The sequence below is a fragment of the Thiohalocapsa sp. ML1 genome, from assembly GCF_001469165.1.
Classification (GTDB): Bacteria; Pseudomonadota; Gammaproteobacteria; order Chromatiales; family Chromatiaceae; genus Thiohalocapsa.
The window spans coordinates 98,253-114,706 of sequence record NZ_JABX01000008.1 but is presented as its reverse complement, the minus strand read 5'-3'; the positions used below and the strand labels follow the sequence as shown (position 1 = coordinate 114,706).

Here is a 16,454-nt window from a genome sequence, read left to right as displayed (position 1 = left end):
AGGGCTGAGGCAAGTCCTCCTTGGCCCTCGGCCCTTGGCCCTCGCCGCAGATGGCCCGCTCTTCGGGGCGGCGCTACACTCGGCCCATGGACACGCCCACCGTCGACACCCCAGCGTCGAGATCGCCCGCTACCCCGCCCTGCGTCTGCGCGCCTGGCAGTTGCACCAGGAGCGACTGAGCGAGCCCGAGCCGCTCGCGCGCTACGAGCGGGAGTGGCGGCACCTGGACCCGGATCGGCTGCGGCCCGACGAGCTGGCGCTCATCAAGCGTCGGGTGCGCACCTACGGACAGGGCGTGCTCAATGTTTGAGCGCCCACGCCATCGGCGAATCCTTCAAGTGCTGAGCGGGATGGTTGCGGATTTCCTGCGCGCCGCCGCCTGCAGCTTCGGTGGCGGCGCCGGCCTCGCCCTGGTCTTGGGCGGAGAGCAGGGCGCGTTGTGAGGTGCGCCCGGTACTCGGTGGATGCGGTCAAGCATGTGGCGCCGTCAAGCAATCTAGCCAGTGGATGCGGTCAAGCATGCGGCGCCGTCAAACAATCTAGCCCCTCGGCCCTTACTCCGAGTAGCCCCCGTAGCCGCCGCCGGTGCGCGCGAAGATGTTCGCGTGGCCGGCCGGGATCACGGTGACGCCGCCGGCCGAGACCGTGTAGCCGCGGGCCTGATCGGCGGCGACGTCGAAGCCGACAATGGAGCCGGGCTCGATGTGGTTGTGGCGGTCGATGATGACGCGCTTGAGGCGCGAGCCGCGGCAGACGCGCACGTAGTCCATGACGATGCACTCATCGAGCACGACATCTTCTTCGATGACGGCCTCGCGGCGGATGATGCTGTCCTTGATCTCTGCGCCGTCGTGGATCACCGTTGCCGCGCCGAGCAGCGTGTTGTGCAGCCGACCACCGAGCACCCGCGCGGCCGGTCCCTGGTAGTTGCTGGAGTAGATGGGCCACTTCGGGTTGAAGGCGTCGAACACGGGCTCGGCGCCGAGCACGTCCTTGTGGGCGTTGAAGTAGGCGTCGATGTTGCCGACGTCGCGCCAGTACACCTTCGCCTCCCAGGGCTGGATGCCAGGGATGGTGTTGGAGGCGAAATCATAGGCGAAGAGCCGCTTGCCGCTGGCCAGCAGTCGCGGCAGTACGTGGTTGCCGAAGTCGGTCTCGCCGGCTTCCTGGGCGTCGTGCAGGGCGTCGATGAGCACCTTGGTGCTGAAGACGTAGTTGCCCATGGACGCGTAGGCGCTGCAGGGGTCGTCCGCCAGCGGCGTCGGGTTCGGGGGCTTCTCCTGGAAGGCCTCAATGCGCCCGTCGGCATCCGCGGCGATGACGCCGAAGCTGCGGGCGTCGTCGATGGGCACCGGCAGCGCGGCGATGCTGACGTCCGCGCCGCGGTTCTTGTGCATCTCGATCATCTGCGCGATGTCCATGCGGTAGATGTGGTCGGCACCGAAGACGACGACGAAGTCCGGCGCGTGCTCCTCCACCAGGTTGATGTTCTGTTGCACGGCGTCGGCGGTGCCCTGGAACCAGGACTCCCCGATGCGCATCTGCGGCGGCACGACGGTGACGAACTGGTCCGACAGCAGCGGCGAGATGGTCCAGGCCTTGCGCACATGCTCGATCAGCGACTGGGACTTGTACTGAACCAAGAGATAGATCGTCCTGATCTGGGAGTTGATCAGGTTGCTGAGCACGAAGTCCACGAGCCGGTAGCGGGAGCCGAAGGGCACAGATGGCTTGGAGCGGGCGGCGGTGAGCGGTTGCAGGCGAGCGCCCTGACCGCCGGCCATGACGAAAGCGATGATACGGTCTGCCATCTGTCCTCCGAGCGCCGGTCCGGCGCCGTACTGTCTTGGATAAGGGCCGGGGCATGCACCCAGCGCACGGGCCGCGCGCTCGGCAAGTGGGCGCGCGGCCCTGAGCCCGGCATTGCGCAGCACCGCGGCCCGATGGAGCGTGCGCCGTCGGCTGCGGCGCGGTCGGCGCACATGATAAACCCGCTGCATCCCGGCGTCGTGCGGTCTATGCCGGTCACTGACCGGGATGCTCCCGCGACGCCCGTATGCCGGTGCCCGGAACAGGTCGCCAAAGCCCGGGGTAGCGCCCGCTGCGACCGCCCCGGCGGGACGCGGCGATCGGTTACACTCCGGCGCTTGCAGGATTGAACGAGGCCTTCCGACGTCATGCGCCATCGCCGCCGCCTACTGCCCCGCCGCGCCGCGCCGGTCGCTGCCCTAGTGGCGCTGCTGCTTTGCGCCACCGCGTCCCTGGGCGCGGGCGAGCTGGGCGGGGCGCAGGCGGGGCCGAGTGTGGCGCAGTTGCTGGCGGCCTGCGCGCGCGGGCAGTCGGCCGGCGCTGCCGGCGTCGATGCGGCCCTGTGCGAGTGGTACGCGGTTCCTTGCGATTGCAGCGCAAAGTCCGCCGGGCCGCGCTGGTGCATGCCGGAGAGCGAGTCCATCGATGCGGCCCTGCCGCGGGTGCTCGCGGCCTTGCGCACGGAGCCCCGGCAGTCAGCGCCGGCGGCGCTGGTGGTGCCCGACGTGATGGCGGGGCTCTATCCCTGCGCTAAGGCTGCGCGCCGCTGAGCGATGCAACAGTACCTGGACCTCCTGCGCGACGTCATCGACAACGGCGTCGATAAGGCCGACCGCACGGGCGTCGGCACACGCTCCGTATTCGGGCGGCAGTTGCGCTTCGATCTGGCGGCGGGCTTTCCGTTGGTCACGACCAAGAAGGTCCACCTCAAGAGCGTCATCTTTGAGCTGCTGTGGTTCCTGTCAGGCTCCACCGACAACCATTGGCTCAACGAGCGCGGCGTGACCATCTGGAACGAATGGGCCGCCCCGGACGGCGAGCTCGGTCCCATCTACGGCAAGCAATGGCGACGCTGGCCGGCCCCGGACGGCAGGCACATCGACCAGCTCGCCGACATCGTCCGGCAGATCCGCCGCGACCCGGACTCGCGGCGGCTCGTGGTGTCGGCCTGGAATCCCGCGGACCTGCCGCTGTCCGGCCTGTCGCCGGCCGAAAACGCTGCCCGCGGCCACATGGCGCTTGCGCCCTGCCACTGCCTGTTCCAGTTCTACGTCGCCAACGGGCGGCTGTCCTGCCAGCTCTACCAGCGCAGCGCGGACCTGTTTCTGGGTGTGCCGTTCAACATCGCGAGCTATGCGCTGCTGACCCACATGGTCGCGCAGCAGTGCGACCTCGCGCCCGGTGAGTTTGTGCACACCTTTGGCGACCTGCACCTGTACCGGAACCATCTGACCCCGGACATCGTCTACACCCAACTGGCGCGCGCGCCACGGGCGCTGCCGCGGCTGGAGCTGATGCGCCGGCCGCCGACGCTGTTTGAGTATGGCTTCGACGACTTCGCCATCATCGGCTACGACCCGCACCCCGCCATCCGCGCGCCCATCGCCGTCTGACGGGGCGACACGGTGCCCAGCAGATAAAGGAAGAACCGCACCTTGTTCATTGATGCCCTGATCGAGTATGGCCTCTTCACGGCCAAGACACTGACTTTGCTCTTGCTGTTCGGGCTGTTCGTCCTGCTGCTGGTGCGCGGCCGTCACGCGGTTGGCACCGATGCGGAGCGCGGCCATCTGGAGGTGAAGAACCTCGATGATCGCTACACGGACATGGCCGACGCGCTCAAGCACGCGACCCTCTCGCCCAAGGCCTACAAGCGCTGGGCGAAGGCCGAGCAGAAGGCGGACAAGGCCCGCGCCAAGGCCGACCATGCAGAGCGCCCGCGGCTGTTCGTGTTGGACTTCCACGGCGACCTGCTCGCGAGCGAGGTCACGGGACTGCGCGAGATCATCACGGCGCTGCTGGCGGAGGCGACGCGCGAGGACGAGGTGTTGGTGCGGCTGGACAACGCTGGCGGTGCCGTGCACGAGCACGGACTGGCCGCCTCGCAGTTGCTGCGCATCCGCTCGCGCGGCATCCCGCTGACCGTCGCGGTGGACCGGGTCGCCGCCAGCGGCGGCTACCTGATGGCCTGCGTCGCCGATCGCATCCTGGCCGCGCCCTTTGCGATCGTCGGCTCCATCGGTGTCGTCGCGCAGTTGCCGAACTTCCACCGCTGGCTCAACGAGCGCGGCATTGACTTCGAGCTCCACACCGCGGGCGAGCACAAGCGCACGCTGACGCTGTTCGGCGAGAACACCGAGGAAGGGCGGGCCAAGCTCCAAGCGCAGATCGAGGAAACGCACCAATTGTTCAAGGCGTTCGTTCGGGAGTACCGTAAGGATCTGGATCTCGACGAGGTTGCCACCGGCGAATACTGGTATGGCGAACGGGCACTGGCGCTCGGGTTGGTGGACGAGATCACCACGAGCGACGACTACATGCTGGCTGCTCGGGACCGATGCGAGCTCTATCGGCTGCGTTGGGAGGCCAAGAAGCGCCCCTGGGTGCGCCTCCTGGAGGGCGTACGCGCCGCGCTTGCGCGACTGCCGCTGGGACTTTCGCAACCGCAACGCCACTGAATCCCCGTCGCGTCCTGGCCGTGTCCGGGGTCGGGTCGCCCATGATTCCTCTCCACTGATGCCGCCGATCGCTTTTCTACGACCATCCGGCACCTTGACCCAGCAGAGCGCGGTGCGTGCGCGGCTTGTCCGGCGCGCTGCCCTGGGCATAGCGGCCTGGCTGCTCGCGGCCGCGCCCGGTGCCGTCGTGTCGGCCTCCGAGGCAGGCGCTGATGCCGCACGCGCGGCGGGCGAGGCGCCGGTGCGCGCCGAGCGCGACCGGCTTGCGCAAGAGAATGCATTCCTCATGCGGCGCCTTGAGGGGCTGGAGGCGCAGCAACAACTGGCCGAGCGGCTCGACAAGCAGGCGACGCGGCTGCAGGACCTGGCCGAGCGCTTGGAGGAGCGCCTCGACGGTGCTGAGGGGGCGGGCACTCCCCCGATGGTCGGCGAAGACCAGCACCTTGCGGCCCTGCAGCGCAATCTCGCTACCGCCGAGCAGCGGCTGCGTGACGCCGAGGCCCGCGCCGATCAGCTCGATGCACGGGTGGCGGAGCTGGAGGCGCGCCTCAAGCAGCAGCAGCTCACGGTGGATGAGGCACTGCTGCGGGCGGATAAGGCCGAGAAGCTGCACGCGGCGCTGAATGAGGCTCATGCGCGGGTGCGCACCGAGAACGAGCGGCTCGCGCTCGAGCTCAACACCGCCAAAGAGCGTCAGGCTGAGGCCATGCAGCGGGTGCTGGAGCTCGACAACCGCCTACAGGCATCCACGGCGCGGGCTGCCGTTGCCGCGGCCCCGGCCCCGGCCCAAAGCCCGACCCTCGTCAGCGACCCGCCGACGCCACCGGCGGCCGCCGTGGTCACGGCGGCCCAGCCGGGTGCCGAGTCCCTTGCCCGCACCACCGTGGTCTACGAGGTCCGCGCCGCCGACACGCTCTCGCGCATCGCCGCCAAGGTCTACGGTGATGCCAGCGCTTGGCAGCGGATCTTCGATGCGAACCGGGATCTCCTCGACGGTCCGGACGACTTGAGCCTGGGCATGCGCCTGATCATCCCCTGAGCACCCGAAGCCCGCCCGCGCGCGCTTAGGAACCGTTTCGAAATCGAAATCGAACTGGGGATCGAAATCGAAATCGGGATCGAAATCGGGACTTAAACCGGCATGATCAGATCCACCTCGGCATCCTTCGCGCGCAGGCGCTCGATCAGGAGCTCCAGGAGATTGCGGTAGATGTATTTTGCGGCGGCCGGGTCCGCGTCGAGCGCCGCGACGAAATCGCTCCCCCGCTGCGACAGGAGCTCGGTGTCTTCCACCGCGCTGACGCGGGCGGATGCGTGGCGCCGGTCGAAGGCCGAGTATTCCCCGGTGATGGCGCCCATCTCCAGGTCAGCCAGGTGAATGGCACGAAAGCGCGACTCATTGCCCGGCAGCATGACGCGCAGGCGCCCGGACAGCACCAGATGCAGGTGCTCGTTCGGCACGCCCTCGTCGATGAGGATCTCGCCGGTGCTAAGGTGCCTGCGCGTGCCGCTCGCGAGAATGGTGCGCGCGCGCGCCGCAGGCACGCCAGCAAAGACGGGGCAGCGTGCAATCGCGGCATCGAGGTTCATGAACAACTCCGGTGTTGGGCGAGATCGGCTGGCAGAGCGAAAACCCCATGCTCCATGTGGTGTATCGCTAAGGGCCGAGGGCCAAGGATGGCTGCCTTGGCCCTTGGCCCTTGGCCCTTGGCCCTTAGCCCTCGGCCCTTGGGCACATTTCCGCTTAGCTTGCCAAAGGAAAGCGGCTGTCGCCACCGTGGATGCCAGGCTCAGTTGTCATATTCCGTCGCGCGCCTGGCATCGCCGCGCACCTTGTCGGCGGGATACCGACACTCGTTGATGGCGATCTTCTCGTGCGTCGCGGCGATCAGGTCGATATCGAGCCGCTCGGCAAGGCGCAGCAGATAGCTCAGGATGTCTGCGAGCTCGTGCGCGACGGCCCGGCGCTTCTCCTCCGATAGCGCATGGCTCTGGGCCTCCGTCAGCCACTGAAAGTGCTCCAGGAGCTCGCCGGCCTCGCCGGCGAGGGCCATGGACAGATTCTTCGGCGACTGAAACTGCTCCCAGTCGCGCTCGCGCGCGAAGGCCAGCAGGCGTGCGCTCAGTTGATCAAGGCTGTCCGGCATGTCGGCTTGGGTGCTCGGGGCGCGGTGGCACGGGCTCACCGGCCCGGCGCCACGCCCGCACCCCGGGCGGCACGCTTGCGAGCGATCGCGGCGCGCACCTGTTCCGGTGCCGTGCCGCCCAGGTGATTGCGCGCGTTCACCGAGCCTTCCAGTGACAGCACGTCATAGACGTCCTCACCGATGGCAGGCGAGAAGCGGCGCAGCTCAGCGAGCGTCAACAGAGCCAGGTCGCGACCTTCGCGCAGCCCGAAGGCCACCGCCTTGCCGACGATCTCGTGCGCGTCGCGAAACGGAATGCCGCGGCGCACCAGGTAGTCCGCGAGGTCGGTCGCCGTCGCGAAGCCCTGGCTCGCCGCGGCGCGCATGCGCGCGTGATTGCAGGTCAGGTGCCGCATCATGTCGGCGAACACCTTGAGCGCGCCGCGCAGGTTGTCGGCGGTATCGAACAGCGGCTCCTTGTCTTCCTGGTTGTCCTTGTTGTAGGCCAGCGGCTGGCCCTTCATGAGCGTCAAGAGCGCCATCAGGTGGCCGAAGATGCGCCCCGTCTTGCCGCGCACCAGCTCCGGGACGTCCGGATTTTTCTTCTGCGGCATGATGGAGGAGCCCGTGCAGTAGGCGTCGGACAGCTCGATGAAGCCGAACTGCGCCGAGGACCAGAGGATGAGCTCCTCCGAGAAGCGCGACAGGTGCATCATGGCGATGGCCGCGGCCGCCGTGAACTCGATGGCGAAGTCCCGGTCCGACACGGCGTCCAGCGAGTTCTCTGCCGGCCGCTCGAAGCCGAGCGCCGCGGCCGTGAAGGCGCGGTCGATGGGATAGCTGGTGCCGGCCAGTGCGGCGGCACCGAGCGGCATGATGTTGACGCGGGCTCGGCAGTCGGAAAGGCGGCCGGCATCACGCTCCAACATCTCCACCCAGGCCATCATGTGGTGACCGAAGGTGATGGGCTGGGCGACCTGCAGATGCGTGAAGCCGGGCATGATCGTATCGGCCTCGCGCTCGGCGAGGTCGAGCAGGGCGGACACGAGGGCGTCGATGCCGCAGAGCAGGGCGTCGATCTCCTCGCGCAGCCAGAGGCGCAGATCGGTCGCCACCTGATCGTTGCGCGAGCGCCCGGTATGCAGGCGCTTGCCGGCGTCGCCGATGTCAGCGGTCAGCGCCGCCTCAATGTTCATATGCACGTCTTCGAGGGCTTCGGACCACGCAAAGGTCCCGGCCTCGATGCGCTCGCGCACCCGCGCAAGCCCGGCGACGATGGCGGCGCACTCCTCTCCGCTCAGGATGCCCTGCTGCGCCAACATGCGGGCATGGGCGATGGAGCCCGCGATGTCCTGCCGGTAGAGTCGGTGGTCGAAGCCGACCGAGGCGGTGAAGGCCTCGACGAAGGCGTCGGTGGGTTGCTCGAAGCGCCCGGCCCAGGGCTTGGTGGTGGCGTTGGTCATGTCGGTGCGCGTGGCGCCAATCGCTGGGCTCGCCATCCGGCAAGCTGATAGATTGAAGGGTGAATCGGGCGCCGCGTTTGTGCGGCGCCGGTGTCTCGCCGAGTTTACATGGAACCTTGCGCCATGAGCATGCCGCCGCGCCGCCGGTCGAAGCTGGCCGATGCCGCACCGCAACGCCAATCGTCGCTGTTGCCGGATTTTTGTTCGCCGCCCATCGCGCTCGGCGTCGTGCTGTACGGTGAGGTGTTCGCCATCATGTTGGCGCTGGCGTCGCCGGCGCCGCTGGCGGGCTTCTGGGCGCGGCTGGGGCCCTTGTCCCTGCTGGTGCTCGCCATCGCGATGCTCGCGGCGAGCCTGCTCTGCGTGCTGCGTGCGGGATTGCGCCGCTTGCCCGCCCCGGCGGCGGCGCCGGCGGCGCTCGCCATCGTCGTCGTCAGTGCCCTCGCCATCACCGCCGCGTGTATCGGGCTGCTGCCCTGGGCCGAGGGGGCGGGGCTCTTCCCTGACGACGGCGCGCGCGGGCTCCTGATGCGCGCCGGGCTGATTTCGGCCATCGTCGGCGCGTTGATGTTGCGGTACCTTTACCTCCAGCAACAGTGGCGCGCGCAGATCGAGGCCGTCGCCAACGCCAGGTTCAAGACGCTGCAAGCACGTATCCGGCCACACTTCCTGTTCAACAGCATGAACACCATCGCGAGCCTGACCCAAACCAATCCACGCCTTGCCGAGGAGGTGGTGGAAGACCTTGCCGATCTGTTCCGGGCGTCGCTCGCCAGCGATGATTGCACCAGCCTGGGCGAGGAGATCGAGCTTTCCCGCCGCTACCTGCACATCGAGGCGCAACGGCTTGGTGAGCGCATCCACGTTGTGTGGGATGTCGCGGATCTGCCCACCGAGGCCCGGGTGCCGCCGCTGATCCTGCAACCTTTGGTTGAGAATGCGGTTTACCATGGCATCCAGCCATCGACGGAACCCGGCGAGGTCCAGATCGTCGGGCGCTACCGACGGGGTACCGTCAACCTCAGCATTCGTAATACATTGCCGCGGCAAACGAGCGAGACGGGCCGCCACAAGGGCAATGGAATGGCACTGGAGAACGTTTCACAGCGGATGGAGGCCATGTTCCCGGGCGCCACTCGCGTCTCGCGCTCGCTGGTGGACGGGGACTACGTGGTGCGGCTGGCCTTCCCATACCCATGGAGGCAGTAATGAAAATTCTGCTGGTTGACGACGAGGCGCTGGCGCGCGAGCGCCTGCGGCGGCTGATCGAGGAGCTCGGCGACGGCTACGAGGTGGTAGGCGAGGCGGCCACCGGCGAGGCGGCCATTGCCGCCATGCTGGAGAGTGACGCCGACCTGGTGCTGCTGGATCAAAAGATGCCCGGCATGTCGGGGCTGGACGCGGCGGCGGCGCTCGCGCAGCTTGACCCGCCCCCGGCCGTGGTGCTGGTCACCGCCTATCCGGAGTACGCGCTCGAAGCCTTTGAGCACGATGTCGCCGACTATCTGGTGAAGCCCGTGCGGCGCGAGCGGCTCCAGGCGGCGCTCGAGCGCGTGCCGCGCATGACCCGCCCCCAGCACGCTTACGCGGAACGCCAAGAGCACGGCGGGCGCCGGCGTCACCTGAGTGCTCACTACCGCGGCGGCGTGCAGACCGTTCTGGTCGAGGAGGTGTTGTACCTGCTTGCGGAGCAGAAGTACGTTACCGTTCGTCATGCCGGCGGACGCATGCTCATCGATGAATCGCTGAAGTCCCTGGAGGAGGAGTATCCGGACCGCTTCGTGCGCATCCATCGCAACGCGCTGGTGGCCATCGAGCAGCTCGTGGGGCTGGAGAAGGCCGCCGATGGCGCGAGCCTCGCGGTGCTGGCGGGCTGCGAGGAGCGCCTGCCGGTGAGCCGCCGGCACCTGCCCGAGATCCGCCGTTTCCTGCGCCACGGCTAACGGCCATGGCGACCAGCGCGCCACCCCGGAGCATGAAAGGCGCTGCTCGCCATGGCCGTTTCCCTCACCCCGGCCCTCTCCCGGGGGGAGAGGGAGACTAAGGAGCGCGCGCTGCGCGACTTTCATGGGAAAGCACCGCCGCTGACCCGTCGCGCGCTGCTATCGACAACCGACCTGTCCGGACCTGACCCTGATGCCCGAAACCCTGAAGATCGCCACACGCAAATCCCCCCTCGCCATGTGGCAGGCCGAGCACGCCACCGCGCTGCTCAATCGTTTGCACCCGGACCTTATGGTCGAGATCGTCGGCATGACCACGCGCGGCGACAAGATCCTCGACGCGCCGCTGGCCAAGGTCGGCGGCAAGGGGCTGTTCGTCAAGGAGCTGGAGCAGGGCATGCTCGACGGCAGCGCCGACATCGCCGTGCATTCCATGAAGGATGTGCCGGTGGACTTCCCGGCGGGCCTGCACCTCGCGGTGATCATGGATCGCGAGGACCCGCTCGACGCCTTCGTCTCCAACCGCTACGCGAGCTTCGACGAGCTGCCCGAGGGCGCCTGTGTCGGCACCTCCAGTCTGCGTCGGCAATGCCAGCTCGTGGCACGGCGGCCGGATCTGCGCATCGAGCCGCTGCGCGGCAATGTCAACACGCGCCTGCGCAAGCTCGATGACGGCGAGTTCGACGCCATCATCCTCGCCGCCGCCGGCTTAAAGCGCCTGGGCTTCGCCGAGCGCATCCGCGCCACCATGTCCGTGGACGACAGCCTCCCGGCCATCGGCCAGGGCGCCATCGGCATCGAGTGCCGCACCGACGACGAGCGCGTGCACGCGCTGATCGCGCCGCTGCATCACCAGGCGACTGCCGAGTGCGTGCTCGCCGAGCGCGCCATGAACGCCAGGCTCCAGGGCGGCTGCCAGGTGCCCATCGCCGGGCACGCGATACACGATGGCGACGGGCTCTACCTGCGGGGCTTGGTCGGCACGCCCGACGGCCGGCAGGTGCTGCGCGCCGAGGGCCGTGCGCCCGCCGCGGCGGCCGAGGCGCTCGGCGAGCGCATCGCCGAGGCGCTGCTGGCGCAGGGGGCCGAGGCCATCCTGGCGGCGCTGCGCGAGGACCTGCATGAGGCGTGATGGCAGCGGCAACATGAGCCAACGGCCTGAAGCTGCTCCCGCATCGGATCGAGCCGCCGGCGGCACCCCCGCGCCCTGCGACCTCGCCGGCCGCGGCGTGCTCGTCACTCGGCCCGCGGCCCAGGCCGAGGGCCTGTGCCGGCTCATCGCGGCCGCGGGCGGCCGTGCGCTACGTCTGCCGACCATCGAGATCGAGCCCCCCGCCGACCCCGCGGCGGCAACGACGCTGCTGGCGCAGCGCTGGGACGTGGTCATCTTCATCAGCCGCAACGCCGTGGACGGCGCGCTCGCGCTCGCGCCCGAAGCCCTGCGCAGCGGCGGCGCCAAGCTCGCCGCCGTCGGCCGTGCCACCGCGGGCGCGATGGACCAAGCCGGTCTGCCGCCGACGCTGGTGCCGGGGGCCGGTTTCGACAGCGAGGCGCTGCTCGCACTGCCGGCGCTCGACGCCGTCGCCGGGCAGCGGGTGCTGATCGTGCGCGGGGAGGGCGGTCGGGCGTTGCTCGGCGAGACGCTGGCGGCGCGCGGTGCCGAGGTGCGCTATGCCGAGGTCTACCGGCGCGCCGCCGCGACGGTGGACGTGGCGGCCCTGCTGCCCGCCTGGCGCGAGGAGCTGCACCTGCTGACGGCCACCAGCGATGCGGTGCTCGACAACCTGCTGGCCCTGCTGCCGCCGGCGGCGCAGCCCTGGCTCAAGGGGCTGCCGCTTGCGGTGCTGGGTCCGCGCAATGCCGAGACGGCGCGCAGCCGCGGCTTCGCGCAGGTCGCCGTCGCCCCGGACACCAGCGACCACGGTATGCTGCGCGCCCTTTGTACGCTGGTGGGACAGCAGGCCAGGCGTGCTTGAGCGCCGGGGCCCCGAGCCACCGGCGCAGCCGCCTGCCGGTCATTCTGCTCTCGCTGCTGCTCGTGCTGTTCGCGGCCGGCGCCGTCGCCATCGCCCAGTTGTACTGGTCCTCGCTGCGCACCGGCATCGGCCGGATGCAGGTCTCCGTGGCAACGGCACAACGCGAGCAGGAGCGGCTGCTGGCGCGCGTGCGGGCCGCGGAGGCAGCACTGCGGGCGCGGGCCGAGCTGCCCCTGACCACGGCCGATCCGCAGCCTGAGGCAACCGCACGCGGCGCGTCGCCGGCGCCCGCACCGGGTGCGCGCGCGGCGGCGCCCTGGCGGGAGCTGACGCCGCCGGCGCGCGCCGAGCTCGCGGCGCGGCTCGATGCGCTGGCGCGGGACGTGGCGCGCCTGCCCGTGGGGCCGCGCCCGGCGTTACCCGCCGGCAACTCGCCGGTGGCGGCCAAGCGCCTGCTGGCCGATCAGCTCGCGGTGGCGCGCACGGCGGCTGCCGCCGGCGACCTAGCGCTGCTCGATGCGGCGCTCTATGCCGCCGCGCGCCTCGCGGCACCGCCCTATCGCACGCCCACCGGCCGCGACGGCGACCTGCCTGCCACGCTGCGCCGCCTGCGTGCAGGGCTCCGCGCCGAGCCGCCGACGGCACCCGCCGCCAGCCGCCCGGCGCCTATTAGGCTTCCTTCACCGGCACCGGCGCGATGACATGCACGGCGCCAGATTACTTGAAGGCGTCAAATGCGCGCAGCAGGGCCGAGGGCCGAGGGCCGAGGGCCGAGGGCCGAGGTAGCCCTCCTTGGCCCTTGGCCCTTGGCCCTTGAGCTGCGGCAACGTGCGCTGCCCAAGACGACGCTCCGTGCCATCTGAGACATTGCCTCGCTTAGCCCCTGTAGCTAGGGCTGTCGGCGGCGTACTCGAAGGCGTCCGAGAAGATGTGATCGAGCTTGAGACCGCGCGCCTCGAAGGCGCTGCGTCCAGCCTCCACCATCGCCGGCGGGCCGCTCATGTAGACGTCATGGTCGGCGATGTTCGGATGGTCTTGGAGCACCGCCTCGTGCACGTAGCCGCGGCGGCCCGTCCAGTCCGGGGCGGGCTCGGATAGCACCGGCACCCAACGGAAGCTCGGATGCGCCGCCGCCCAGCGCTCCGGCAGCTCCGCGAGATAGAGGTCCGGCTCGCTGCGCACCCCCCAGTACAGGGTCATGGGCCGCTTGATCCCCAGGTGGAAGGCGTGCTCCAGGAGCCCCTTCAGCGGCGCGAAGCCGGTGCCGCCGCCGACGAAGAGCATGGGTCGCACGGACGCCTCGCGCAGCACGAAGCTGCCGAGGGGGCCCTGGATACGCAGGATGGTCTTCTCGGCGAGGGTATCGAAGATATAGTCGGTGAACTCGCCGCCCGGGACGCGACGCACGTGCAGCTCGATTAGCGCATCGTCGTGCGGCGCGCTGGCGATGGAGAACGCCCGCTTGCGCCCGTCCGCGAGGATGAACTCCAGATACTGCCCGGCGAGGAACTGCAGCCGCTGTGCGTCCGGCAGCTTCAGGCGCAGGCGCATGACGTCGTGGTTGAGCCGGGTCTTCTCGACTACGCGGCAGGGTAGGATGCGGACCTCAATGTCGGCGACGGTCTGCAGCTCTGCGACGCGCAGTCGGACATCGCTTTGGGGCACCGCCTGGCAGGTGAGGCAGGCGCTCGGCGGCTGGCCGTTCAGCGCATCGGTCTTGCCGCTCGGATAGCCGACCTCGCCCGCCAAGAGCTCCGCCGTGCAACTGCCGCACTTGCCGTCGCGGCAGCCGTAAGGCAGGCCGATGCGCTGCGCAATGGCGGCCTCAAGCAGGGTCTGCCCCGGGGCGACGTCGAACTGGTGCCCCGCGGGCTCGGTGCGGACGGTGAAGTGCATGGGACCAGTCCTCCGGGCCGCCGCCGCGACCGGTGCGAGTAGGCTGCCGGCGAGCCGACCGCTGCCGGCCGCGGCAATGGGGCCGGGCTGTTTGCACAGTCGCGGCGTGTCCGCCGCTTTGCGCCGGCGCGCAAGGACCTTACCATGTCCCGCACGCCCCGGCCGTGCCGGCGCGAGCGCCCTGGATTGCTTGACGGCACCAACTGTGGCACATGAGCCAGCTCGACGGAGCGTCGGACCGGCCAGGCGCGTCGAAATCGAAATCGGGATCGGGATCGGGATCGGTCGCCACTCGGTTCGATTTCGATAGCGCCAAAGCAAGGGCCAAGGGAGCCCGCCTCGGCCCTTGGCCCTCGGCCCTCGACCCCCGGCGCGGCAGCCCCCAACCTGAAGGAGTCCCGCTATCGTGATCATCATCGGCTGCGGCTACATCGGCCGCCTGTTGGGCCGCAAGCTTGTCGCCGATGGTGCGGCGGTGACCGGCGTCGTGCGGAGCGCCGAGAGCGCGGCGCTGCTGCCGCCGCTCGGCATCGCGCCGCTGCGGCTCGATCTGCTCCAGGATCCGCCCGCGCGGCTCGCCACCGCCCACGCGGATGTCTTCCATCTGGCGCCGCCGCCCGGCGCGGGGCGGGAAGACCCGCTCACGGCCAGGCTCATCGATGCCTTTGCCGCGCAGGGCCAGCCGCGGCGGGTGGTCTATGTCGGCACCACCGGCGTCTATGGTGACTGCCGTGGGGAGTGGGTGGACGAGACGCGCAGGCCCGCGCCAACCGCCGACCGGGCGCTGCGCCGTTGGGACGCGGAGGAACGGCTCCGGGCCTGGAGTGCCGCCACCGGCGGCGAGCTGGTGATCCTGCGCGTGGCGGGCATCTACGCCTGCGACCGCTTGCCCATCGCGCGCATCGAAAGCGGCCAGCCGGTGGTGAGCGCGGCGGAGGCGCCCTGGTCCAACCGCATCCATGCCGCCGATCTCGTGGACATCTGCGTCGCCGCGATGGAGCGCGCGCCGACGGGCGCGGTCTACAACGTCTGCGACGGCGAGCCGAGCACCATGACGGACTATTTTCTGCGCGTCGCCGCGGCCGCCGGGCTGCCCGCGCCGCCGCAGATTCCGCTCGCCGAGGCGCCGGACAAGGTCTCGGCGGGGATGCTGTCTTACTTGCGTGAATCGCGTCGGCTCAGCAACCACAAGCTCATTCAGGAGCTCGGCGTGCGGTTGCGCTATCCGAACCTGGAGGCGGGCCTCGCGGGGTGTTTCGGTGGCGCGTGAGCCGGCGGCCTGGAACAGGGCAGTGACCGGGGCTGCTGCTGCTAGAATCCGGCCGGCCGGCAACTGCGGCCGGGCTCGCTCGGGGCGCAGGCCGACCGGCCGGCAGATGCAATGGGCCGCTTGCGGCCCGCTCAACGACACCAAGATCATGAGGATTTGATCCATGCAGGCCCGTTCCCGCCTCGTCATCGCCGCCCTGTGCTGTGGCCTTGCTTTCTCAACCGCCCCCGTCGTCGCCATCGAAGACGACGACTTCGACTTCGACACCACCGGGGACTTGCTCGACGTGTGCTCGACGACGACCGATCAGCCGGAGCATGTCGTCGCCCGCTTTGCGTGCCGCGCCTTCATTGAGGCGACGGTGCAGTATCACGACGCCGTGTCGGACCGCAAGCAGTTGAAGCGGCTCATCTGTTACCCGGCCACGGCCACCGTCGCCGATGGCAAGGCGGCCTTCATTAGCTGGGCGACCGCCAACAAGGACAACACCGAGCGCATGGGCGAGCTGCCCGTCGTCGGGGTCGTGCGCGCGCTGGCGGCCCGCTATCCGTGCAACTGACGGACGCGCCGGCGGTGGCGCCGCCGTCGTACCCGCCCCTCCTGTTCCGGAGATCCTGACATGATCCGACAAGCAATCACCCTGGCCGGCCTGCTTGGCCTGAGCGCGGTCCTGGCGGGCTGCGGCACCACGACCACGGAGCGGGCGGCAACCGCCGGCCTGTTCGGTGCTGCCACCGGTGCCGCCATCGGCTCGCTCAGCGCCAACGCTGGCGCCGGCGCCCTGATCGGCGCCGGAGCCGGTCTGCTCGGCGGCTACTTGTTCGACCAGCACCAGAAAGGCAACATCGACTGAGCTGCGGCACGTCCCCGGCAGTCTGAGGCCCGCCGCTCACTGCCGGGGTTTGCCCACGCGGTGCAGGACGCGCCGCCCTGTTGCTTTCGGCCGCCGAAGGCCAATCATCCTTATGACATCACCACGATTCCGGAGTGACATCCTATGAGAACAGGTCTTATTGTTGTAGTCCTGCTTAGCGCCGCCGTCCTCGCCGGCTGTGGCACCACCACCGCATCGCGCACGGCCTCCGGTGCTGCGGCCGGCGCGGCGACGGGTGCGGCCATCGGCTCCACGCGGGCCGATGCGGGCAGGGGCGCGCTCATCGGCGGCGCCGTCGGCGCGCTCGGCGGCTACGCGGTGGACCAGCACGAGAAGGAGAAGGAGCGCCAGCGCGAGCGCGAGTATCAGCGGACGAGGACTTATTGACACGCGTCCTGACACGCGTCCTGACACGCGTC

General features: G+C 69.7%; 20 protein-coding genes. 14 read left to right on the top strand and 6 right to left on the bottom strand.

Going from position 1 to position 16,454, the window contains the following annotated elements; genetic code table 11:
- Positions 1 to 34: 34 nt before the first annotated feature.
- Entirely contained in the window at positions 35 to 310 is a 276-nt protein-coding gene (locus ML01_RS07100) for a hypothetical protein (RefSeq protein ID WP_156427589.1), read from the top strand.
- Between the two features lie 244 nt (positions 311 to 554).
- Here ML01_RS07100 and ML01_RS07095 read toward each other — a convergent pair whose 3' ends face one another.
- Positions 555 to 1,811, bottom strand: coding sequence for a glucose-1-phosphate adenylyltransferase (locus ML01_RS07095; protein WP_058554702.1), 1,257 nt, complete (start codon positions 1,809 to 1,811; stop codon positions 555 to 557).
- A 366-nt stretch (positions 1,812 to 2,177) separates the two neighbouring features.
- Here ML01_RS07095 and ML01_RS07090 point away from each other — a divergent pair, with 366 nt between their 5' ends.
- Genes ML01_RS07090 through ML01_RS07075 form a run of 4 tightly spaced genes read left to right on the top strand, consistent with a single transcriptional unit; the run spans position 2,178 to position 5,526 of the window.
- Positions 2,178 to 2,579, top strand: coding sequence for a Rap1a/Tai family immunity protein (locus ML01_RS07090; RefSeq protein ID WP_058554701.1), 402 nt, complete (start codon positions 2,178 to 2,180; stop codon positions 2,577 to 2,579).
- A 3-nt stretch (positions 2,580 to 2,582) separates the two neighbouring features.
- Positions 2,583 to 3,422, top strand: a complete 840-nt coding sequence (locus tag ML01_RS07085) for a thymidylate synthase (protein WP_058554700.1) — start codon at positions 2,583 to 2,585, stop codon at positions 3,420 to 3,422.
- A gap of 42 nt (positions 3,423 to 3,464) precedes the next feature.
- Positions 3,465 to 4,487 carry a protease SohB gene (gene sohB, locus ML01_RS07080; protein ID WP_058554699.1) on the top strand — a complete coding sequence of 341 codons (1,023 nt, stop codon included), beginning with the start codon at positions 3,465 to 3,467 and terminating at the stop codon, positions 4,485 to 4,487.
- A 58-nt stretch (positions 4,488 to 4,545) separates the two neighbouring features.
- Positions 4,546 to 5,526 carry a LysM peptidoglycan-binding domain-containing protein gene (locus ML01_RS07075; RefSeq protein ID WP_216819123.1) on the top strand — a complete coding sequence of 327 codons (981 nt, stop codon included), beginning with the start codon at positions 4,546 to 4,548 and terminating at the stop codon, positions 5,524 to 5,526.
- 92 nt (positions 5,527 to 5,618) lie between these two features.
- On the opposite strand, the gene ML01_RS07070 is transcribed toward ML01_RS07075, so the two are convergent.
- From ML01_RS07070 to ML01_RS30115, 4 genes are all read right to left on the bottom strand, one after another.
- Entirely contained in the window at positions 5,619 to 6,077 is a 459-nt protein-coding gene (locus tag ML01_RS07070; protein WP_058554697.1) for a Crp/Fnr family transcriptional regulator, read from the bottom strand.
- A gap of 200 nt (positions 6,078 to 6,277) precedes the next feature.
- Complete coding sequence (locus ML01_RS07065; protein ID WP_058554696.1) at positions 6,278 to 6,634, bottom strand: nucleotide pyrophosphohydrolase; 357 nt, start codon at positions 6,632 to 6,634, stop codon at positions 6,278 to 6,280.
- Positions 6,635 to 6,669: 35 nt separating this feature from the next.
- A complete protein-coding gene (gene argH / locus ML01_RS07060) occupies positions 6,670 to 8,076 on the bottom strand; it encodes an argininosuccinate lyase (RefSeq protein ID WP_058554747.1) in 1,407 nt (468 codons plus the stop codon).
- A gap of 104 nt (positions 8,077 to 8,180) precedes the next feature.
- Positions 8,181 to 8,411 (bottom strand): hypothetical protein, encoded by a 231-nt coding sequence (locus ML01_RS30115; protein WP_216819122.1) that lies wholly within the window; start codon positions 8,409 to 8,411, stop codon positions 8,181 to 8,183.
- On the opposite strand from ML01_RS30115, the gene ML01_RS07055 reads away from it, so the two are divergent.
- From ML01_RS07055 to ML01_RS07035, 5 genes are all read left to right on the top strand, one after another.
- A complete protein-coding gene (locus ML01_RS07055) occupies positions 8,389 to 9,285 on the top strand; it encodes a sensor histidine kinase (protein ID WP_216819121.1) in 897 nt (298 codons plus the stop codon). The genes ML01_RS30115 and ML01_RS07055 overlap by 23 nt on opposite strands.
- Entirely contained in the window at positions 9,285 to 10,019 is a 735-nt protein-coding gene (locus tag ML01_RS07050) for a LytTR family DNA-binding domain-containing protein (RefSeq protein WP_058554694.1), read from the top strand. The genes ML01_RS07055 and ML01_RS07050 overlap by 1 nt, the downstream gene beginning before the upstream one ends.
- A 193-nt stretch (positions 10,020 to 10,212) precedes the next feature.
- Positions 10,213 to 11,151, top strand: coding sequence for a hydroxymethylbilane synthase (gene hemC / locus ML01_RS07045; protein WP_058554693.1), 939 nt, complete (start codon positions 10,213 to 10,215; stop codon positions 11,149 to 11,151).
- A 13-nt stretch (positions 11,152 to 11,164) separates the two neighbouring features.
- A complete protein-coding gene (locus ML01_RS07040) occupies positions 11,165 to 11,995 on the top strand; it encodes a uroporphyrinogen-III synthase (protein ID WP_058554692.1) in 831 nt (276 codons plus the stop codon).
- A complete protein-coding gene (locus ML01_RS07035; protein ID WP_058554691.1) occupies positions 11,992 to 12,696 on the top strand; it encodes a hypothetical protein in 705 nt (234 codons plus the stop codon). The genes ML01_RS07040 and ML01_RS07035 overlap by 4 nt, the downstream gene beginning before the upstream one ends.
- 175 nt (positions 12,697 to 12,871) lie before the next feature.
- Here the strand turns inward: ML01_RS07035 and ML01_RS07030 are convergent, their stop codons facing one another.
- Positions 12,872 to 13,891: a CDP-6-deoxy-delta-3,4-glucoseen reductase gene (locus ML01_RS07030; RefSeq protein ID WP_058554690.1), complete on the bottom strand. Its 1,020-nt coding sequence runs from the start codon at positions 13,889 to 13,891 to the stop codon at positions 12,872 to 12,874.
- A 406-nt stretch (positions 13,892 to 14,297) separates the two neighbouring features.
- Here ML01_RS07030 and ML01_RS07025 point away from each other — a divergent pair, with 406 nt between their 5' ends.
- From ML01_RS07025 to ML01_RS07010, 4 genes are all read left to right on the top strand, one after another.
- On the top strand, positions 14,298 to 15,161 hold the full coding sequence (locus ML01_RS07025; protein ID WP_371258190.1) for an SDR family oxidoreductase: 864 nt from the start codon (positions 14,298 to 14,300) through the stop codon (positions 15,159 to 15,161).
- A gap of 163 nt (positions 15,162 to 15,324) precedes the next feature.
- Positions 15,325 to 15,720 (top strand): Rap1a/Tai family immunity protein, encoded by a 396-nt coding sequence (locus ML01_RS07020; protein ID WP_058554688.1) that lies wholly within the window; start codon positions 15,325 to 15,327, stop codon positions 15,718 to 15,720.
- A gap of 60 nt (positions 15,721 to 15,780) precedes the next feature.
- Positions 15,781 to 16,014 carry a YMGG-like glycine zipper-containing protein gene (locus ML01_RS07015; protein ID WP_058554687.1) on the top strand — a complete coding sequence of 78 codons (234 nt, stop codon included), beginning with the start codon at positions 15,781 to 15,783 and terminating at the stop codon, positions 16,012 to 16,014.
- A 144-nt stretch (positions 16,015 to 16,158) separates the two neighbouring features.
- Positions 16,159 to 16,422 carry a glycine zipper domain-containing protein gene (locus ML01_RS07010; RefSeq protein ID WP_058554686.1) on the top strand — a complete coding sequence of 88 codons (264 nt, stop codon included), beginning with the start codon at positions 16,159 to 16,161 and terminating at the stop codon, positions 16,420 to 16,422.
- Positions 16,423 to 16,454: the final 32 nt, after the last annotated feature.